Source organism: Caballeronia sp. AZ1_KS37, from assembly GCF_023631165.1.
Taxonomy (GTDB): Bacteria; Pseudomonadota; Gammaproteobacteria; order Burkholderiales; family Burkholderiaceae; genus Caballeronia; species Caballeronia zhejiangensis.
In genome coordinates this window covers 52886-72887 of the sequence record NZ_JALQDP010000032.1, presented here as the reverse complement: position 1 = coordinate 72887, position 20002 = coordinate 52886, and the positions used below count along the sequence as shown (strand labels likewise).

General features: G+C 63.4%; 22 protein-coding genes. 17 read left to right on the top strand and 5 right to left on the bottom strand.

Translation table 11 applies throughout. The features are described from left to right. The first annotated feature begins 476 nt into the window (after window positions 1-476). The 7 genes from NCS00_RS19710 (at window position 477) to NCS00_RS19680 (ending at window position 6652) form a co-directional block, all read left to right on the top strand. Window positions 477-1451 carry a LysR family transcriptional regulator gene (locus NCS00_RS19710; protein WP_033536897.1) on the top strand — a complete coding sequence of 325 codons (975 nt, stop codon included), beginning with the start codon at window positions 477-479 and terminating at the stop codon, window positions 1449-1451. After that, entirely contained in the window at window positions 1448-2380 is a 933-nt protein-coding gene (locus NCS00_RS19705) for a quinoprotein relay system zinc metallohydrolase 2 (RefSeq protein ID WP_250440782.1), read from the top strand. The genes NCS00_RS19710 and NCS00_RS19705 overlap by 4 nt, the downstream gene beginning before the upstream one ends. 20 nt (window positions 2381-2400) lie before the next feature. Next, window positions 2401-3267, top strand: coding sequence for a quinoprotein dehydrogenase-associated SoxYZ-like carrier (locus NCS00_RS19700; protein WP_250440781.1), 867 nt, complete (start codon window positions 2401-2403; stop codon window positions 3265-3267). Further along, the gene (locus NCS00_RS19695) at window positions 3264-4196 is read left to right on the top strand and encodes an MBL fold metallo-hydrolase (RefSeq protein ID WP_250440780.1); all 933 of its coding nucleotides are present in this window, start codon (window positions 3264-3266) and stop codon (window positions 4194-4196) included. The genes NCS00_RS19700 and NCS00_RS19695 overlap by 4 nt, the downstream gene beginning before the upstream one ends. A gap of 53 nt (window positions 4197-4249) precedes the next feature. Continuing rightward, entirely contained in the window at window positions 4250-4558 is a 309-nt protein-coding gene (locus NCS00_RS19690) for an EthD family reductase (protein ID WP_008354369.1), read from the top strand. Between the two features lie 186 nt (window positions 4559-4744). Then, complete coding sequence (locus tag NCS00_RS19685; RefSeq protein WP_175982846.1) at window positions 4745-5359, top strand: TetR/AcrR family transcriptional regulator; 615 nt, start codon at window positions 4745-4747, stop codon at window positions 5357-5359. Window positions 5360-5428: 69 nt separating this feature from the next. After that, window positions 5429-6652 (top strand): YbfB/YjiJ family MFS transporter, encoded by a 1224-nt coding sequence (locus NCS00_RS19680; protein ID WP_175982847.1) that lies wholly within the window; start codon window positions 5429-5431, stop codon window positions 6650-6652. Here the strand turns inward: NCS00_RS19680 and NCS00_RS19675 are convergent. Beyond that, a complete protein-coding gene (locus NCS00_RS19675; RefSeq protein WP_250440779.1) occupies window positions 6649-7392 on the bottom strand; it encodes a Pr6Pr family membrane protein in 744 nt (247 codons plus the stop codon). The genes NCS00_RS19680 and NCS00_RS19675 overlap by 4 nt on opposite strands. A gap of 277 nt (window positions 7393-7669) precedes the next feature. After that, entirely contained in the window at window positions 7670-9058 is a 1389-nt protein-coding gene (locus NCS00_RS19670) for a dihydrolipoyl dehydrogenase (protein ID WP_250440778.1), read from the bottom strand. 228 nt (window positions 9059-9286) lie between these two features. Here NCS00_RS19670 and phnC point away from each other — a divergent pair, with 228 nt between their 5' ends. From phnC to phnE, 3 genes are all read left to right on the top strand, one after another. After that, window positions 9287-10123: a phosphonate ABC transporter ATP-binding protein gene (gene phnC, locus NCS00_RS19665; RefSeq protein WP_250440777.1), complete on the top strand. Its 837-nt coding sequence runs from the start codon at window positions 9287-9289 to the stop codon at window positions 10121-10123. After that, on the top strand, window positions 10120-11082 hold the full coding sequence (gene phnD / locus NCS00_RS19660) for a phosphonate ABC transporter substrate-binding protein (RefSeq protein WP_008354376.1): 963 nt from the start codon (window positions 10120-10122) through the stop codon (window positions 11080-11082). Before phnC ends, phnD begins: the two co-directional genes overlap by 4 nt. A gap of 84 nt (window positions 11083-11166) precedes the next feature. Next, on the top strand, window positions 11167-11901 hold the full coding sequence (gene phnE / locus NCS00_RS19655) for a phosphonate ABC transporter, permease protein PhnE (protein WP_250440795.1): 735 nt from the start codon (window positions 11167-11169) through the stop codon (window positions 11899-11901). A gap of 52 nt (window positions 11902-11953) precedes the next feature. Here phnE and phnN read toward each other — a convergent pair whose 3' ends face one another. Genes phnN through phnF form a run of 3 tightly spaced genes read right to left on the bottom strand, consistent with a single transcriptional unit; the run spans window position 11954 to window position 13958 of the window. Beyond that, the gene (gene phnN / locus NCS00_RS19650; RefSeq protein WP_008354378.1) at window positions 11954-12514 is read right to left on the bottom strand and encodes a phosphonate metabolism protein/1,5-bisphosphokinase (PRPP-forming) PhnN; all 561 of its coding nucleotides are present in this window, start codon (window positions 12512-12514) and stop codon (window positions 11954-11956) included. After that, window positions 12511-13203, bottom strand: coding sequence for a DUF1045 domain-containing protein (locus NCS00_RS19645; RefSeq protein WP_250440776.1), 693 nt, complete (start codon window positions 13201-13203; stop codon window positions 12511-12513). Before NCS00_RS19645 ends, phnN begins: the two co-directional genes overlap by 4 nt. Next, a complete protein-coding gene (gene phnF, locus NCS00_RS19640) occupies window positions 13200-13958 on the bottom strand; it encodes a phosphonate metabolism transcriptional regulator PhnF (RefSeq protein ID WP_034473492.1) in 759 nt (252 codons plus the stop codon). Before phnF ends, NCS00_RS19645 begins: the two co-directional genes overlap by 4 nt. 163 nt (window positions 13959-14121) lie before the next feature. Between phnF and phnG the strand changes: the two genes are divergently transcribed. From phnG to NCS00_RS19605, 7 genes are read left to right on the top strand one after another with little or no spacing between them, the layout of a single operon-like run. Beyond that, complete coding sequence (phnG, locus tag NCS00_RS19635) at window positions 14122-14604, top strand: phosphonate C-P lyase system protein PhnG (RefSeq protein ID WP_034473491.1); 483 nt, start codon at window positions 14122-14124, stop codon at window positions 14602-14604. Then, window positions 14601-15224, top strand: coding sequence for a phosphonate C-P lyase system protein PhnH (gene phnH, locus NCS00_RS19630; RefSeq protein ID WP_250440775.1), 624 nt, complete (start codon window positions 14601-14603; stop codon window positions 15222-15224). The genes phnG and phnH overlap by 4 nt, the downstream gene beginning before the upstream one ends. Continuing rightward, window positions 15224-16324, top strand: coding sequence for a carbon-phosphorus lyase complex subunit (locus NCS00_RS19625; RefSeq protein ID WP_250440774.1), 1101 nt, complete (start codon window positions 15224-15226; stop codon window positions 16322-16324). Before phnH ends, NCS00_RS19625 begins: the two co-directional genes overlap by 1 nt. Next, window positions 16321-17175: an alpha-D-ribose 1-methylphosphonate 5-phosphate C-P-lyase PhnJ gene (locus tag NCS00_RS19620; protein ID WP_250440773.1), complete on the top strand. Its 855-nt coding sequence runs from the start codon at window positions 16321-16323 to the stop codon at window positions 17173-17175. Before NCS00_RS19625 ends, NCS00_RS19620 begins: the two co-directional genes overlap by 4 nt. After that, complete coding sequence (gene phnK / locus NCS00_RS19615; RefSeq protein WP_008354386.1) at window positions 17172-17942, top strand: phosphonate C-P lyase system protein PhnK; 771 nt, start codon at window positions 17172-17174, stop codon at window positions 17940-17942. The genes NCS00_RS19620 and phnK overlap by 4 nt, the downstream gene beginning before the upstream one ends. 10 nt (window positions 17943-17952) lie before the next feature. Continuing rightward, window positions 17953-18720: a phosphonate C-P lyase system protein PhnL gene (phnL, locus tag NCS00_RS19610; protein WP_250440772.1), complete on the top strand. Its 768-nt coding sequence runs from the start codon at window positions 17953-17955 to the stop codon at window positions 18718-18720. Continuing rightward, entirely contained in the window at window positions 18714-19847 is a 1134-nt protein-coding gene (locus tag NCS00_RS19605) for an alpha-D-ribose 1-methylphosphonate 5-triphosphate diphosphatase (protein ID WP_008354389.1), read from the top strand. The genes phnL and NCS00_RS19605 overlap by 7 nt, the downstream gene beginning before the upstream one ends. Window positions 19848-20002 lie beyond the last annotated feature (155 nt).

The following is a 20002-nucleotide window of genomic DNA, read 5'->3' as shown; positions in this document are numbered from 1 at the left end:
TCGCGCACGGTCCGCCGCCCGAAAACGCTGAGGACACTGGTTCAGCACGAAACAGCTTCGGCACAGCGCTACGCGCTGCCGCGGGGTCTGCAAGGGAAACCAACGGGCGGCGAAGGCGGCGAGATCGAGGCGTTAGTAGGGAAGCACACGCGGTCCCGATTGACCGGTCGGCCGCGGAGCGGGCTGGAGCTATTTGGTGCTGAACCAGTTTCGTGTGTGATGCGATGTGGCAGACCGTGCGCGAGCCAAGCCCGATGGGGCCTATGAGGGCACTCTTTAGGCAGCCCACGATGGACGAGAGGACTACCCAAATTGCGTGTGACCGCGGGCGTATCAGTAGCTGCTTTCTTTGCCTACTTTCTTTGCAGCAGCAAAGAAAGTAGGTGCCGCCCCGCACAGGGGCAGTGCCAATAGACCGACACGATCACAGGATTCCAAAGAAGCCGCAGCGAACCAAACCCGCCCAAAACGACCCCGTGAATTTCATCCGCTCCCTAACCCTGCGTCAGCTGCAAATCTTCGTGATAGCAAGCCGCTGTCCAAGCTTCGCCCGCGCAGCGGAGGAACTGCACCTCACCCAACCAGCGGTATCGATGCAAATCCGGCAACTCGAAGAAGCGATCGGCTTACCGCTATTCGAGCGAGTCGCGCGACGCTTATCGCTGACCGAAGCCGGCGAAAGGCTCTCACATCACGCGAGCCGCATACTCGGCGAAATCAAAGACGCCGAAGACGCCATGATGTCGCTCACACAAGCCGATAGCGGCGCGATAGCGGTGAGCATCGTCAGTTCGGCGACGTACTTCGCCCCCAAGCTTCTCGCGCTCTACAGGCAGCAATATCCCAAGGTCGATGTGCGCTTCTCCGTCGGCAACCGAGAAACGCTCTTGCGTCTCTTGCAGGACAATGCAACCGATCTAGCCATCATGGGCCGCCCGCCGCCCGAACTCGGTACGACCGCCGAGCCACTCGCCTATCATCCGCATGTGATCGTCGCGCCGCTGTCGCATCCGCTGCGTCATGCAAAACAATTCGACCTTCAGGAACTTGCGAACGATACGTTCCTGCTGCGCGAACCCGGCTCGGGCACGCGCGCCGTCGCCGAGCATGTCTTTCGGCAGAACCTCTTCGTGCCCGCGCATAGCGTCACGCTCGGCAGCAATGAAACCATCAAGCAGGCCGTCATGGCGGGCATGGGCGTGAGTCTCATCTCGCTGCACACGCTCTCGCTCGAACTGCGCACCGGCGAAATCGCCGTGCTCGACGTGAACGGCACGCCCGTCGAACGCACGTGGCAACTCGTGCATTCACGCTCGAAACAACTTTCGCCGACTTGCCTCGCTTTTCGCCGCTTCCTCCTCGAACACGCCGAACCGTTTCTGGAGCGCGAATACGCGCAGTTCGGCCTGCGCAGACCCAGGCGGCTCGCCGAAGCAAGCGACGTCCGATGAACGTCGCATCGGCCTGCCGTCGCATCACGTTCCTCGTACTAATTGCGTGTGCAACTATCGCGCGTGCACAGACCGCGCTGCAGGTCACGCAGATCGCGCCCGGTAACTACGCGCATCGCGGTCACGACGATGTCGCGACGCACGAGAACGGCGGCGATATAGCGAATGTGGGCTTCATCGTCGGAACACGCTGCGTCGCGGTGATCGACACAGGCGGCACGCTCGCGGAAGGCCGCGCGTTGCGCGCCGCGATACGCGCTGTCACGCCGCTGCCGGTCTGCTATGTCATCAACACGCACATGCATCCGGATCACATCTTCGGGAATGCGGCTTTCAAGGACGATCATCCGCAATTCGTCGGCAGCGCGACGCTCGCGCAAGCCGAAGCCTCGCGCGCGGACAACTACATGCGCGCGCTCAATCGCGAGTTGGGTAGCGCGGCAGCGGGCAGCGAAATCGTCGCGCCGACGAAGACGATCGACGGCACGGGCACGCTCGATATCGGTGGACGCACGCTCACGCTGCGCACATGGAAAACCGCGCATACCAACAACGACTTGACGGTATACGATGAGAAGAGCGGCACGTTGTGGACGGGTGATCTGCTGTTTGTGCACTGCATTCCTGTGATCGATGGCAGCGTTATCGGCTGGCTCGACGACATTGCGCGCATTCGACAGATGAATCCCCGTCATGTCGTGCCGGGGCACGGTCCGCTCGATCCGCCTTGGACGCAATCGCTCGACGCCGAGGAACGCTATCTCGCCGATCTGGCGCGCGATGTGCGTGCTGCGATCAGGAAGGGCGAAACGATCGGGCAGGCAGTCGATAGCATCGGTCTCGGCGAGAAAGACAAGTGGCTTCTCTTCGACATGTATCACCGTCGCAATGTGACGGCCGCTTACGCGGAGCTCGAATGGGAGCAGTAGTGCAGGACTGGAGGGACATCATGAAGACAACATGGTCCGGCGTTCGCGCGATGACGGTCGCGAGCCTCGCCGCCGCGGCGCTCTCGCCGTATGCCGCGCAGGCGGCGCAGCCCGACGACGATCCCGACAAGGTGGCGCGCTGGATCGACTTCAGGGAAGGGACGTTCAAGGGCCGCACGATCGACACGCACGGCGATGCGGTCATCAAGCTCGACGCCCCCGCGCGCGCAGCCGATGCCGCCGTCGTGCCGATCGCGATCAACGCGCAGTTTCCGCAATCGCCCGCGCGTTACATCAAGAAGCTCTATCTCTTCATCGACGAAAATCCCGAGCCGTATGCAGGATCGTTCGAGTTCACGCCGGAATCGGGACTCGCGACGATCGAAACGCGCGTGCGCGTGGAGGACTACACGTTCATGCGCGCGATTGCTGAGACGAACGACGGCAAGCTCTATAGCGCCGTTCGTTTCGTGAAGGCGTCGGGCGGATGTTCCGCACCCGCCGACAAGGACGAAGACGCGGCCGAGCGGACAGCGGGACAGGTCCGTCTTCAGGCCGAAGGTCAGGCCGTGGCGGGCAAGCCCGAACTCGCGCAACTGATGGTGCGTCATCCGAATCGAACCGGCATGGCGATGAACCAGGTCACGCGCAACTACGCGTCGGCCTATTTCATTCGCAAGGTGTCGGTCACCTATGCGGATAAGCCGGTGATGACCGCGAACGTCAACTTCTCGATTAGCGAGAACCCGAATTTCCGCTTCTATTTCGTGCCGAGCGGAAGCGGCGAACTGAAGGCGTTTATCGAGGATACGAAGAACAAGCATTGGGACGGCGCCGTGGCGGTCAACGCGCAACCGGGCAGCGCGCAAACGTCGGCGATGAAATGACGGTGCGCCGCTTGCGAGCGCTGTTCTTCACGCTGCTCTTTGCTGTCAGCACGCTCACGCATGCGGCGATGAGCGGCATGCCGGCACCTGTCGCCATTGCGCCGGGCGTGTACGCGTTCATCGGCGACAACGATGCCGTCGCGCCCGCGAATCACGGCATCGTCGCGAACAACGGCTTCATCGTCGGACAGAACGGCGTGACAGTCATCGACACAGGTTCGTCTTATCGCTATGGCCGCGCGATGATCGAAGCGATCCGCAAGGTCACGCCGTTGCCGGTGAAGCTCGTCATCATCACGCATCAGGCGCCCGAGTTCGTGTTCGGCGCGGCCGCGTTTCGCGACGAGGGCGTGCCGATCCTCGCGCACGCGCGCGCCGCGCAATTGATTCGCGAACGCTGTTCGATTTGTCTCGCCAATCTGCGCAAGACGCTCGGCGAAGATGAAATGGCCGGCTCGCGCGTGACCGTTCCCGATCAGACGGTAAACGGCACGACGGAGATCGAAAGCGGCGGACGCAAGCTGCAACTGCTGCACTTCGGTCCTGCCAGCACGCCCGGCGATCTCGCCGTGCTCGACACGCAAACCGGCGTGCTGTTCGCGGGCGGGCTCGTATCGAATGGACGCATACCCGAGCTGCGCAACGAGCAGATTTCCGGCTGGCTCGCCGCGCTCGAGAACCTGCGCGGGCTCGACCTGAAGACGGTTGTACCCGGCTTCGGCAAGCCCTTGCGCGGCGACGACATCATGCGGACCGGCACGTATCTGCGCGAGCTCGAAGCCGCGGTGAAGCAAGCCTACACGAGCGGCGTCGGACTGACCGAAGCGATGCACACCGTACAGGTGCCCGCGTTCAGGAACGACAAGCTCTACGCGACCGCGCAGCCGCAGAACGTGCAGCGCATCTATCTGCAACTGGAAAAGCAGTAGCGCGTTGACGCAACCTTTCTTCCAACGCCGTAAAACTACCAGGAGACACAACGATGGCCCAGCTCGTAGCGCTATATAAAAATCCGTCCGACCCGCAGGCATTCGACGACTACTATGCGTCGACTCACGCGCCGCTGGCAAAGACGCTGCCGGGCCTGCGGCGCTATGAGATCAGCGCGGGACCGGTCGTGGCGGCATCGGGAGAATCGCCATATCACCTCGTCGCGCTGCTTCAGTTCGATTCGCTGGAAGCGATCCAAGCCGCGTTCGACTCGCCCGAAGGCCAGAAGACCGCCGGCGATCTCGCGAATTTCGCGCAAGCCGGCGTCGATCTGCTGATGTTCGATTCGAAAGAAGCCTGACCGACCTTCATGCCTTCGGAGATGCAACCGCGTCTCCGAAGCGCGTCTCTTTCCTCAGCTTATTTCCCCGAACGCAAGACCCGCGTCGCCGAATGGGGATGCTGCACGGTTTTATATCTATCGATACAATACGTTTTCTATCGGACGATATAAAACGTCCGTCCTTCAATTCGATGGAGCGGGATCATGGCGCGACCGCGCAATTTCGACGAGGACAGCGTGCTGGATGCCGTTGCCGAAGCGTTCTGGACGCACGGCTACGACGGCACGTCCACACGCGACCTCGTGCAGTACACGGGCCTTACACAGCCGAGCCTCTATAACGCTTTCGGCGACAAGCGCGCGCTCTTTCTGCGCGCGCTCGATCACTATCTCGAACACACCTTGCGCGAGCGCATCAACAGGCTCCAATCCACGATGACGCCCGATCGCGCGATCAGCGCGTTCTTTCGCGAGGTCGTCGAGCGTTCGGTGTCGGACGAGCATCGGCGCGGCTGCATGCTCGTCAATGCGGCGCTCGGCGCATCGCCGGAAGACGAAGCGTTTCGCGAGCTCATCGCGGAGGAGATGTCGCTGATGCGCGCGTTCTTCGAGCGCTGCCTGAAGGCCGGATTCAAGAGCGGCGAAATCGAGCGCGTGATGCCGGCCGATGCCGCCGCCACGAATCTGCTCGCGGTGCTGCTCGGCGTGCGCGTGCTCGCGCGCGTCGATCCGAAGCCCGCGTTGTTGATCGGCGCCGTCGCGCCGACGCTGGCGATGCTGAAGCTGCCGCCGCTCGGGCTCAGCGTCGGCAAGCGTTAAGGCCTTCGTATCCATTCACGTCACGTTGTCCGTCCGCGTGCAAGCGCTGCGGCCGGGGGAGTCGTCATCATGTCGGAACAAACGGTATCGGCCGTCAGCGCCGATCAGCCCACTGCGCTCGATGCCCGCACTTTCTTCGCGATGCTCGCGGGCTTTTGCGCGAGTCTCGTCGCCATCGGCCTCGCGCGCTTCGCCTACACGCCGCTGATTCCGCCGCTGATCGAGGCGCACTGGTTCACGTCTTCCCAAGCGGTGACGCTCGGCGCCGCTAACTTCGCGGGCTATTTCGCGGGCGCGCTCTTCGGCCGCGCGATCGCCCATGCGCTCACGAATCGTCACGCGCTGCGGCTGCTCATGGCGATCGCGACGGTGGCCTTCTTCGCCTGCGCGTTTCCGCTGTCGATTGCCTGGTTCTTCGCGTGGCGGTTCCTTTCGGGCTTGTCGGGCGGCGCGATCATGGTGCTCGTCGCGACGACGATCCTGCCGCATGTTCCGCCCGCGCGTCGCGGCTTCGCGAGCGGGATGATCTTCGTCGGACTGGGCTTCGGCATCGCTGCATCGGGGACGCTGATTCCGAAGCTCCTTCATCACGGATTGCACGATACGTGGATGGGGCTCGGCGTGTTTTCGCTGATATTGACGGCAATTGCGTGGTTCGGATGGCCCGCGTCGAACCCACCTGCCGTCGCAAAGCAAGATGCGGCAACGCATTCGAACCCGCACGGCAATACGCGTTTGCGCCTGCTGTATGGGCAATATGCGGCGAACGCGCTCGGCCTCGTGCCCGTGATGATCCTGCTCGTCGATTGCATCGCGCGCGGCTATGGCCGAGGCGCCGAAGTGGGCGCGAGCTATTGGGTGCTGTATGGCGTCGCGGCGATCTTCGGGCCGCTCGTCTGCGGCAATGCGGGCGATCGCATCGGCTTCGGCATGGCTTACCGTTTTGCGCTGCTGGTGCAGGCGTGCGCGGTGGCGTTGCTGGCTTTATCGGCGAATCCGTATGTGATCGGTGTCGCGACGGTGGCGCTCGGCATCTCGACGACCGGCATCGTGCCCCTCGCGCTCGGGCGCGTGCATGAACTGCTGCCGCACGATCATACCGAGCAACGTGCGGCATGGAGCAGGGCGACGTCGGCGTTCGCGTTGTGTCAGGCGCTTGCCGGATATGGCTACTCGTTTCTGTTCTCGCATACGCATAACGATTACGCGCTGATTTTTGCGTGCGGAGCGTGTGCGCTGGCCGTTGCGTTCATTGCGGATATCGTCGTGAACCGCAAGCGCGCCGCGAGCTAATCGATGTGGCCGGAAGTCGAATCGTCCGCTTCGACTTCGGGGTCTGCGACGCTCAAGTCCTCGCGTCGATGATTGATGACGAGAAACACGCTCATCAGCGCGAGAAAGGCACCGACCAGCATCGCGGCATTGATGAAGACACGTTCATAGCCGAGCTCCGCGACGTTGATGAACGGATAGGGATAGAAGTCGGAGAGACGTCCGCGCCACAGCGTGATGCAAAGATAAGACAGCGGATAGACGAGCCAGAGCGCGCATCGTTTCAATGAAAGGTGAAAGCGCGGCACGAAGAGATACCAGTACAAGGCCGCGAGCGCGGGCACGATGGTATGCAGCGATTCGTTGACGAGCGCGCGATAGCCCGATGGTGTCCATAGATAGCGCAGCAACGCGTTATAAGCGATGCCGACGAACACGATATATACGACGACCGCCGTGACGACGGTCGGTTTGCGGAAGAAGCGCGCGAGGGGAAATCGCGCGCGTGTTGCAACGCAGGTGAAGCAGAACGCGGTCAGCGATACGGTCAGGTTCGTCAGGTAGCTGCTCATGCGCGCGAGGCCGTCGAAGACGGTGAAGCCGCGATTGACGAGACGCGCGATGGTGATGTCCGTCTGCGCCGCGAACGCGAGCCACGCGATCATCGCGATGGCGGCGGCCAGCGCGAGCGATGCGGTGCTGGGCGTGTGAAGCGGCAACTCGGGTTCTTGCCGGGGAGGTTGGCGGGACGTGTTCGACATGACGCCATTTTACGTGCGCGCCAGGCGACTGCACCGACGATCGCGTCAGCCGTCACCGCATGAAGCGTGGAAGGCCAAAGATCCAGCCTGGCGCCCGTTCGAGACACGTCCGATCTGGTGCACGGCAAACTCGACTTATAAGTATCCGTGCTTCGCCCTCGAGGAAATCCAGACATGATGTGGCGGGGATTTCCCGGATGCGCACAACAACGTTCGTCTCGCTTGGAAGTGCGGCGGGGCGCAATCGATACGCACGGAGTGCCTCGCCGCGACCCGCTCACCCGAGCCTGACAACCGCATCCCTCAACGCCGTCCTCAACCCTTCCTCGACCACCGGGTGATAAAACGGCATCCGCAGCATCTCATCGACCGTGAGCTTCATCTGCAACGCCCACGCCAGCAAATGCGCGATGTGTTCCGCATCCGGCCCAATCCATTCCGCCCCGACGAAGCGGCGGCTCGCGCGATCGACATACACATGCATCAACCCGCGATTTCTGAGCATCACGCGGCTGCGGCCTTGATCCTCGAAACTCACTTCGCCCGTCACGAACGACTCGGGCTTAAGGTCGACATGACGCGAGCCGACCATCGCAATGCCCGGATCGGTGAACGCAATTGCAATCGGCGCGCGACGCTCGACCGCTTCGACATGCGGATAACGCGCCGCATTCGTGCCCGCCGCGCGTCCTTCGTCGGCGGCTTCGTGAAGCAAGGGCAGCACGCCGTTCGCATCGCCGGCGATGAACACCGGATGAGCGCCCGCCTGCAGCGTGAGCGGATCGTAGACCGGCAAGCCAACGTCATCGAGTGCAAGCGATGTATTGCTCAAAGCCAGCCCGCCGACATTCGGCTTGCGCCCGGCAGCGACGAGCACGTAATCAAAGGTTTCCTCGATCGACTCGCCCGCATCTGACACATAGCGCAAACGCACTTCATCTCCTTCGCGCACGGCGGCCTGCACTTGCGCAAACGGCTCGAAACGAAACGCTTCGCTGAACACACGCCCGGCATACGCACGCACATCGGGATCGGTGAAAGGCCCGACGCGCCCGCGCGCGCCCAGCAGCGACACACGCACGCCGAGCCGCGCCAGCGCCTGACCGAGTTCGAAGCCGATGACGCCCGCGCCGATCACCGCAACGCGCTTCGGCAAATCGTCCCACGCGAACACATCGTCGTTGATGATGGCGCGATCGCCGAGCGCGCGATACATCGACGGCATAACGGGACTCGACCCCGTCGCGATGACGATGCTCTTCGCCTGTACCTTCGTATCGTCGCCCACTTGCAGCAGGTTATCGTCGATGAAGCGCGCGTAGCCGGTGAGCTTGTCCGCATCGGGCATCGCATCGACGCCCGCGACGACGAAGCTGACGAAACGATCGCGCTCGCGCTTCACGCGCGCCATCACTTCGCGCCCGTCGATGCGCAGCGCGCCATCGATATGCACGCCGAACGCCGCCGCGTGCGCCGCGTGATGCGCGGCATCGGCCGCTGCGATGAGAAGCTTCGACGGCATACAGCCGACGCGCGCACACGTCGTGCCGTGCGCGCCGCCTTCGATGAGAATCGCCGAAGCGCCCGCAGCCTTCGCCGCGCGATACGCCGAAAGTCCCGCGCTGCCCGCGCCGATGATGGCGACATCCGTATGGATCGTGTTCATGATGAAGTCCCGAGTGATTGATGCAGTTGCGGATCATCATGAAGCGCGGCGCGCAAATCGTGAATGCTCGTTCGTATCGCTTTTCTGCTCGATCGTCTCAACTCGCGACGCATCGAAGTGATGTATTCATCTAGACGTCTCATGCGCGTCACTATCTCGTCATGTTCGCTTCCTAGAATCTCCCGAACGTTTCAGCGCGCCATGTGAGCGCGCCCATCGAGGGAAGCTATGGACGCAATTCGCATCGAGCGTCTCACCAAGACGTTCCGGAATGGCCGCAAGGCGCTCGACTCCGTCGATCTGCGCGTGGAAGAGGGCGAGATGGTCGCGCTCATCGGCGCTTCCGGATCGGGCAAGTCGACGCTTCTGCGGCACATCGCAGGCTTCACGGCATCCGACCCCGCGCCGTCGCACGTCACGTTGCTCGGCCGCCCGATCCAGCAGAACGGCAGGATCGTGCGTGAAGTGCGCTCGATACGCCGCGACGTCGCCTTCGTGTTTCAGCAGTTCAATCTCGTCGGACGTCTTTCAGTGCTGACGAACGTGCTGATCGGCGCGTTGTCGCGCGTGTCGTTGTGGCGTCGTATGTCCGGGCGCTTTCCGCGCGACGAACGCTCGCTCGCGATGGATTCGCTCATCGCGATGGGCATCGGCGAACACGCGTTCGAACGCGCGAGCAATCTGTCGGGAGGTCAGCAGCAGCGCGCGGCACTGGCACGCGCGCTCGTGCAGCGTGCGCGCATCGTGCTCGCGGATGAACCGATCGCATCGCTCGATCCCGAATCGGCGCGACGCGTCATGGAACTCATGCAGACGCTCAATCGCGAGCGCAAGCTGACGGTCGTCGTGTCGCTGCATCAGATCGATGTCGCGATGAAGTACTGCCCACGCACGATCGCGTTGCGCGATGGCCGCGTCGTCTTCGATGGCGCGAGCGAGCGTCTCACGCCCGAGGTGCTGCACAAGCTCTACGGATCGTCCGCCAGCGAACTGCTTGCGCATCACGTAGCGGGGACGCACGCCGCGGAACCTCAACTCAACGTCAACTCCTGGATCGCATCATGAAAAAATTTCTGGCCGGCGCCGCGCTCGCGTCTTGCCTGCTGACGCAATCCGTTCTTGCCGAGACGATCAACTTCGGCATCATCTCGACGGATTCGTCGGCCGCGCTCAAGCAACGCTGGCAACCGCTCATCGACGATCTGAACAAGCAGACGGGTCTCGACGTGAAGGCCTACTTCGCGACCGACTACGCGGGCATCATCGAAGCGATGCGCTTCAACAAGGTGCAGATCGGCTTCTTCGGCAATGCATCGGCGATCGAAGCGGTCGATCGCTCGAACGGCGAAGTCTTCGCGAAGGTGAAGTACAAGAACGGCGAAGCGGGCTATTACTCGCTGCTCATCACGAACGCGAACAGCAAGTGGAAATCGCTCGATCAGGTGCTGAAGAACACGAAGGAAATCAATCTCGGTTTCGGCGATCCGAACTCGACGTCGGGCACGCTCGTGCCGTCGTATTACCTCTTCGCGAAGAACGGCATCAACGCGAAGTCGTCGTTCAAGAGCGTGCTGCCGTCGAGCCATGAGGCGAACATGCTCGCGGTCGTCAACGACAAGATCGATGTCGCGACCAACAACACCGACATGCTCGACACCATCAAGACGCAACATCCCGAGCTGTATCCGAAGGTGCGCGTGTTGTGGAAGTCGCCGCTCATTCCATCGGACCCGCTCGTATGGCGTCGCGATTTGCCGCAAGCGACGAAGGACAAGCTGCGCAACTTCTTCGATCACTACGCGGAAAAGGACCCGCGCGAACAAGCGGTGATGACTGCGATCTCGGGCTATTCGGGCTTCGCCGATTCGTCGAACGCGCAACTCGTGCCGATTCGTCAGATGGCGCTCTTCCAGAAGAAGCAGCAGGTGCAGAACGACGCGCATCTCGACGACGCCGACAAGAAGGCGCAGATTGCCGCGCTCGATCAGAAGATCGCCGCGCTCGACACGACGGCGGCGAAGTAAATGAAGCCGCTCGACGTAACGACGTTCGAGGCCGGCATCGTGCGGCCCGTGCGGACGAGTGCACCGAAGCGCAGCTGGACATCGATGTTCGGCTGGATCGTTCTGATCGCCGTGCTGGGTCTGTCATGGCAGAGCGCGGACATGCGCCCGCTCGATCTGCTCGGCGCATCGGGCAACATGAGCCAGTTCGCGCGCGACTTCTTTCCGCCCGACTTCACGGAATGGCGCACGTACGTGCATGAAATGATCGTGACGCTCGCGGTCGCCGTGTGGGGCACGGCGCTCGCGCTCGTCTGCGCCGTGCCATGCGGGCTGCTATCGGCGCAGAACATCGCGCCCGTATCGATCTCGCAACCCGTGCGCCGCCTGATGGACGCGTGCCGCGCGATCAACGAAATGGTCTTCGCGATGTTGTTCATCGTCGCGGTCGGACTCGGGCCTTTCGCCGGCGTGCTCGCGTTGTGGGTTCATACAACAGGCGTGCTCGCGAAGCTCTTCGCCGAAGCGGTCGAAGCCGTCGATGCGCGGCCCGCCGAAGGCGTGCGCGCGACCGGCGCGAGCAGTCTCGATGAAATCGTCTACGGCGTGCTGCCGCAAGTGTTGCCGCTGTGGATTTCGTTCGCGCTGTATCGCTTCGAGTCGAACGTGCGCTCCGCGATGGTCGTCGGCATGGTCGGCGCGGGCGGTATCGGCGTCGTGCTGTATGAAGCGATCCGCTCGTTCAACTATGCGCAGACGTCGGCGGTGATGCTGATCGTCATCGCGATCGTGTCGATGATCGATCTCGCTTCGGGGTGGGTGCGCGAACGCGTGATTTGATTGCGCTTGCAACTATCGATGCCGAGCGCCTCATCAGGCGCTCGCGTCGTTTTCAGGCGTGGTTCGTACGCGCGAGCAGCGCGAGCAATTGCATGCCGGCGTCTGCGAGCATGCCCGAGTTGTCGATCTTCACGACATGCGCGTGCGACGGCAGTTCGAAGGCCGGACGGCGCGCGAGACGCGCTTCGATCTGCCGGGCGTCTTCGCGTCCACGACGCGCGAGGCGCGCGGCAAGCACGGACGGCGCTGCATCGATATGCACGAAGCGCGCATGCGGATAACGTTCGAGCGCGAGTTCCGCATGCTGGCGCGAGCCGTTCACGACGACTGGCCTGCCGCGCGCGAGCCACGCATCCAGCTCGATGCCGATGCCATACCGCAGCCCGAGGCTTTCCCAATGCATCGCGAAGAGGCCGTATGACAGTCTCGAAGCGAATTCGTCATGCGAAAGGGCGATATGGTTCTCGCCGTCCGCGACCGCGCGCGTGATGTAGCGATGCGCGAACAGCACCTGTGCGCCGATGCGTTCGCGCGCGAAGCCGAGCAGCGAGTCCTTGCCCGCGCCTGACGGTCCCATCACGTAGATCAGTTTCGTGCTATCCACTTCGGTCATGCCACATCCCGTGCGTTGTTGAACGGCAGGCGCTGCCATAGCGTGAACGGCGCGTCCGGCTGCGGCTCGATGAAAAGCGCCGCGCCGTGCACCGGCAGCGGGCCGAGCGTATCGATGCGCGCCTTCCATTCCGACATGATCGACGCGCGCGCGTTCGCATCGTCGAGGGAATCGGAAAGGGTCATATGGAAACGATATTCGTCGAGGACATACGGATAACCCCATTCGCGCAGCAGTTCGATCTGCCGTGCGCTCATGCCATCGACGATGCGCCGCTCGATGCTTTCCCGCGATGGCATCGTACGCAACGCGGAGAGCGCCTTCAGTGCGCTCGCGGCCAATGCTCGAAGGGTTGCGTCGTCGGCGGGCGCGGCGGGCCGTAGCGCGACGAAACGGCCCATTTCCGTGGGGCATACCGGCATCTCGAAGCGCGGCGTCGAACTGGCCCACGCACGCGCATATGCCAGCACGTCCGCGAGCTCGACACCCGGGGCCATATGAAACGGCGCGACGAGCGTCGCGTGCCAGCCGTAACGGCGCGGGGCGTGCGTCACGGCATGCGCGGGCGTCGCGGTTTCGCGGCCGCTCTCGGGATCGCGGCCGAGCCATTCGCAACCTTCGCGCCACCATGCGGAAGCGGCAGGCGGCGCGTAGTAGAGCGCCACGCGCGGATGAACGGCGGCGCTCATCGATCGTGCTCGACCATCAATTGCACGCGATCCGCCGCGAAATGCGTGATGCCGTATTTGATCGGCACGCCGTCCTCGTCGACATCGACGTTTTCGACCCACAACACCGGCTGCTGACGATTGATCTGCAAGCGCCGCGCCACGTCCGACGAAGGCAGCACGCTGCCGATGCGGCTCCATTTGCGCATGTAATCCTTTACGCCGAACGTCTCCAGCGCGGCACTGACACCGCCCGCCGCTTCGATGACCGCGGGCAGATCGTTGAAGCGCGCGGCTGGGTACCAGTTGCGCGCATACGTCATCGGAATGCCGTCGGAGTCGTGGCGCGTTTCGATCTGATAGACGAGCGTGCCGGCGCGCACGCCGAGCGCCTTCGATACGGTCGGATCGGCCTTCACGCGCTCCGAACTCAGCACGACGCCAGCCGACGTGTGCTTCTGGCGGCGCAGATTCTCGGTGAAGCGCGTGCGCCGGCCGATCTGATAATCGATCGCGCCCGGCTGCACGAACGTGCCGCGCCCCTGCTCGACGCTCACGAGACCCGTTGCGGCAAGCCGCAGCATCGCGCGGCGAACCGTATGACGGTTCACGTCGAAACGCTTGGCGAGTTCCGCCTCGCTCGGCAGGCGTCCTTCGTCGCCGAAGCTCTTCGCGGCAATCTCGGCGGCGAGTATCTGCTCGATCTGCCGCCAGACCGCGACCCCCGCGCCGCGCTCCACGGCAACGCCAGGCGCCGCATTTTCGTTGGATGTCATTGCGCTGTCATTCCTGTCGGTTTGAATATCGTTCTCCCGGATTGTAGTGCGCAACTCGTGATGGAAATGTGAAAGCCTCACTACACGACCAAACGTCTAGACGACTAGACTAGACAACGAGTAGCATGACGATGATCCGATCCTTCCAGACAAAGGGAATGCGATGAGTACTTCAATGGAGCCGCGCGCAACGCGAGGCCGCCGCGAATGGATGGCGGTGCTTGCCCGCACGCCGCGCGAGGCGCTGCAACATGCGCTCGAAGCGGCGCTCGAAGGCGCGCGGGTGCCCGACTACGAGTGGCTGCGCGCGCCGGATATCGGGCTTGCGATGGTGCGCGGGCGCATCGGCGGCACGGGCGATGCGTTTAACCTCGGCGAAACGACCGTCACGCGCGCCACGCTTCGTCTCATCGCCGATGACGGCAGCGCGCCGGTCGGTGTCGCCGTGCACATGGGGCGCGACAAGGAACGCGCGACGCTCGCCGCGCTCGCGGACGCCCTCCTGCAGATGCCGCGCTTCGCCGACAAGTTGCAGACGCAACTCATCGAGCCGCTGGCTGCGCGCATCGCAGATGAACGACGCCGCAAAGAAGCCGAAGCGGCCGCGACGAAGGTCGAATTCTTCACGATGGTGAGAGGCGAATGATGCGAATCGACATGACCACGCTCGTGCCTGGCTTCAACGACACGGTGCACGACGCGCAACGCGTGTTCCGCGCATTGCTCGATGCGCTGTCGCGGCCCGGCAGCATCGTTGCGATCGATGCCGCGCTGCCGGACAACCATGCGATGCGCGATGGCCTCGCCGGGCGCGTGCCGCTCGCGGCGTTCGCGTCGCTGCTCGCGCTGACGGATTATTCGACGCCGGTTTTCATCGAGCGCGAAGACAACGTGCTTGGCGCAGCGCTGCGCTTTCACGCGAGCGCGCGCTTGACGCGCGATCGCCGCGAGGCCGCATTCGTCTATATCGACGATGCGCGCGACATGCCTTCGCTCGATGCTTTCTCGCACGGCGAACCCGAATCTCCCGAGCATGCCGCGACGCTCTTTATCCATGTGCCGTCGCTGACCGAAGGCGAGCCGCTCGTGTGGAGCGGTCCGGGCATCGCGCAATCGCGCAGCGTCGCCATTGCGGGCCTGTCACGCGAGTTCTGGCGTCAGCGCGCGGCGCTCACGGCGCTCTTTCCTTGCGGCATCGATTGCTACTTCGTCGCGGGCGGCGCGCTCGTCGGCCTGCCGCGCACGACGCAAGTGGAGGTGAACTGATGTACGTCGCGGTCAAAGGTGGCGAACGCGCCATCGAACGTTCGTGGGACGTGCTCGCGAAGAAGCGTCGCGGCGATGTTTCCGTCCCCGAGTTGTCCGTCGCGCAGATTCGCGAGCAGATGCGTCTTGCCGTCGCGCGCGTGATGACGGAAGGCTCCGTCTACGATGAAGACCTGGCCGCGCTCGCGATCAAGCAGGCAGCCGGCGATCTCGTCGAAGCGATCTTTTTGCTGCGTGCGTATCGCACGACATTGCCGCGTTTCGGCTACACGCTGCCGATCGATACTGAAGCGATGTGTGTCGAGCGCCGCATCTCGGCGGCCTTCAAGGACATTCCCGGCGGACAGATGCTGGGCGGCACGTACGACTACACGCAACGCCTGCTCGATTTCACTTTGCTTGCCGAAGGCCAACAAGTTGCGCATGCAACTATCTCGGCGAAAGAGACGGACGCGAGCGCGATGCCGCGCGTGTTGTCGATGCTGGACAAGGAAGGCCTGATCGAGCAGGAACGCGCGCACGAGAACGCGCCCGAGCCGGGCGATCTTTCGCGCGAACCGCTGTCGTTTCCCGCCGATCGCTCGACGCGCCTGCAAAACCTCGCACGCGGCGACGAAGGCTTTCTGCTCGCGGTCGGCTATGCGACGCAGCGCGGCTACGCGCACAGCCATCCGTTCGCGGGCGAGATCCGTCATGGCGAAGTCGCGGTGGAAATGATGGTCGATGAACTGGGCTTTGCGGTCGAGATCGGCGATATCGACATCACCGAATGTCAGATGATCAATCAGTTCGCGGGCAGCGGCGATGTGCCGCCGACGTTCACGCAAGGCTATGGTCTCGCGTTTGGCCACTCCGAGCGCAAGGCGATGGCGATGGCGCTCGTGGATCGCGCGTTGCGTGCCGAAGAACTCGGCGAAGCCGTCGGCTCACCGACGCAGGATCCCGAGTTCGTGCTGTATCACAGCGATAACGTGGAAGCATCCGGTTTCGTGCAGCATCTGAAGTTGCCGCACTACGTCGATTTTCAATCCGAGCTGGAACTGCTGCGCCGTTTGCGCGCCGCGCACGGTTCGGACGACAACAAGGAGAATGCGGCATGAACGCACTCACCGAAGGCTATAACTTCGCGTACCTCGACGAGCAGACCAAGCGCATGATTCGCCGCGCGTTGCTCAAGGCGGTCGCGGTGCCGGGTTATCAGGTGCCGTTCGCATCGCGCGAAATGCCGCTGCCGTATGGATGGGGCACGGGCGGCCTGCAGGTCACGTCCGCGATCATCGGTGCAAGCGATACGCTGAAGGTCATCGATCAAGGCTCCGACGAAACGACGAACGCGGTGAACATTCGCCGCTTCTTCGCGCGCACGGCGGGCGTCGCGACCACCACGCGCACCGCCGATGCGAGCATCGTGCAGACGCGTCACCGCATTCCCGAGACGCCGCTCACGGACAAGCAGATCATCGTGTATCAGGTGCCGATGCCCGAGCCGCTGTTCCGCCTCGAACCGCGCGTGACCGAGTGCAAGAAGCTGCACGCGCTCGCGGAATATGGCCTCATCAACGTCAAATACTATGAGGATATCGTGCAGCACGGCAGCATCGCGACGACCTACGATTACCCGGTGCTCGTGAACGGCCGCTATCTGACGTCGCCTTCGCCGATCCCGAAGTTCGACAATCCGAAGATGCACATGAATCCCGCATTGCAGCTTTTCGGCGCGGGCCGCGAGCGGCGCATCTACGCCATTCCGCCATATACGAAAGTGAAGAGCCTCGATTTCGAGGATCATCCGTTCACCGTGCAGAAGTGGGAGCACGCGTGCGCGCTGTGCGGCTCGCACGATAGCTTTCTCGACGAGATGATCGTCGACGATCAGGGCACGCGCATGTTCGTCTGCTCCGACAGCGATTACTGCCATAGCCGTCGCGACGACGAAGAGGTGACGCGATGAACGCACTCCTGAAAGCGACGCGCCTCACGAAGCGTTATGAAGGACGCGGCGGGTGCGTCGATGTCGATCTCGATGTTCATCCGGGCGAAGTGCTGTGCATCGTCGGCGAATCGGGATCGGGCAAATCGACGTTGCTGAATGCGCTCGCGTTGCGCAGCGACATCGACGGCGGTGCGCTCACCTACACGACGCGCGAAGGCGAAGCGCTCGATCTGCTGACGCTCGCCGAGCCGCGCAAGCGTCTTTTGTCGCGCACCGAATGGGGCTTCGTGCATCAGAACGCGCGCGACGGATTGCGTCGCAACGTATCGGCGGGCGCGAACATCGGCGAGCCGCTGATGGCGATCGGCGCGCGTCACTATGGCCGTCTGCGCGAGACGGCCGCCGACTGGATGAGCCGCGTCGAACTCGATGCCGCGCGCATCGACGAATTGCCTTCGGCATTTTCGGGCGGCATGCAACAACGTCTGCAGATCGCGCGTAATCTGGTGACGGGACCGCGCCTCGTGTTCATGGACGAACCCACCGCCGGCCTCGACGTATCGGTGCAGGCGCGTCTGCTCGACTTGCTGCGCACGCTCACGAGCAAGCTGCATCTCGCGGCCGTGATCGTCACGCACGATATCGGCGTTGCGCGTCTGCTCGCGCATCGGCTGATGGTGATGAAGGACGGGCGCGTCGTCGAAAGCGGGCTGACGGATCAGGTGCTCGACGATCCGCAACATCCTTATACGCAGACGCTCGTCGCGTCCGTGCTGCCTGTTTGAGGTTTGACCGATGACACACGATTCCTTCATCACCAACGACAAGCTGATGCTGCGCGCAATCGGCATCGAAAAGACTTTCACACTGCATCAGCAGGGCGGCGCGCGTATCGCCGCGCTGTCGGGCGTATCGCTCGATGTGGAACGCGGCGAATGCGTCGTGCTCTCGGGCGCGTCGGGCGCGGGCAAGAGCACGTTCCTGCGCTGCATGTACGGCAACTATCTCGCGACGCGCGGCACGATCGCGATTCGCGACGACAGCAAGCCCTCGCGTCATACGATGCTGACCGACGCCGCGCCGCACGAGATCATCCGGCTGCGCAACACGACGATGGGTTACGTGAGCCAGTTCCTGCGCGCGATTCCGCGTGTGTCGTCGCTCGATCTCGTCGCGGAGCCGCTCGTGTCGCGCGGCGTCGATGAAGACGAAGCACGTAAGCGTGCGAGCGCGTTGCTCGAACGCCTCAACGTGCCGCGCCGTTTGTGGACGCTCGCGCCCGCGACGTTCTCGGGCGGCGAGCAGCAGCGCGTGAACATCGCGCGCGGACTGATCGCGGCGCATCCGCTGCTGTTGCTCGATGAACCCACTGCGTCGCTCGATGCCGAAAACCGCGACGTGGTCGCCAATCTGATCGTCGAGGCGCGCGAGCAGGGCGCGGCGATCGTCGGCATCTTTCACGACGAAGACACGCGCGAGCGCGTCGCGACCCGCATCGTGCGGCTCGCATCGAGCGCGGCCATCGCTCATCAAACCGATTCCGGAGTGTTGCAGACATGCTGATAACAAATGCGCGCATCGTGACGCGCGACGAGGATTTCGTGGGCACCTTGCGCGTCGAGGACGGATGCATCGCCGACATTGCGCCGGGCAATACGGCGGCGCGCGAGGCGCACGACTGGGACGGGGATTATCTGTTGCCCGGCTTCGTCGAGCTGCATACGGACAACATCGAGAAGCATCTCGCGCCGCGCCCCGGCGTGCTGTGGAATCACGAAGCGGCGATCATCGTGCATGACGCGCAAGTGGCGTCGGCGGGCATCACGACCGTGTTCGATGCGCTCGGCGTCGGTTCGCGTCCCGAAGACGGCGTGCGCGGCCGCGAGCTTCAGGTGCAATGCGCGAAGTCGATCGGCAAGTTCGTCGCGCGCGATCTCTTGCGCGCCGATCACTTCCTGCATCTGCGATGCGAAGTCGGCACGACGGATGTCGTCGAAGTGTTCGACCTGCTTTCGTCCGATCCGCTTTTCCGGCTTGCATCCGTGATGGATCACACGCCCGGCCAGCGTCAGTGGCAGGATCACGAGAAGTGGCGCAAGTATCAGGAACGTCATGGCAAATGGAGCGACGAGCACGCGAAGAAAATCCTCGCCGAACTCGCGGATCATCAGGCGCGTTACGCGGCGAAGCATCGCGCGGAAATCGTCGCGCGCTGCAAGAGCCTGAACATCTCGCTTGCGAGCCACGACGACACGCTCGTCGAGCATGTCGAGGAAGCGGCGCGCGACGGCATCGCGCTCGCCGAATTCCCGACGACGCTCGAAGCCGCGCGCGCCGCGCGCGAACACGGCATCGCGACGATCATGGGCGCGCCGAACGTCGTGCGCGGCGGCTCGCATTCGGGCAACGTGTCGGCGCTCGAACTGGCGCACGAAGGGCTGCTCGATATCCTGTCGTCGGATTACGTGCCGTCGAGTCTGCTGATCGCGGTGTTCGATCTCGTCGCCAAGGCGGGCTGGTCGCTGCCGCGCGCCGTCGCGACCGTTTCGTGGGCGCCCGCGCACGCGGCGGGTCTCGCGGACCGCGGCGCGATCGCGACGGGCCTGCGCGCGGACTTCGTACGCGTCGCCTCGGTGGACGGCCTGCAGGTGCCGCGCGAAACGTATCGCGCGGGGCGGCGCGTCTCCTGACTGTCCGCAGATTCGCTGCCTTTTGACAGCCACACGTCAGCGCTTCGTCATACGCGGGAAAGCCCGCGTTGACGAAGCGCAAACTTCTTCAGTACCCTCACTCGCGAGTTCGCTATGTGAATCGGTGTTCGTCTAACGAACTTTTCTCCGATCTC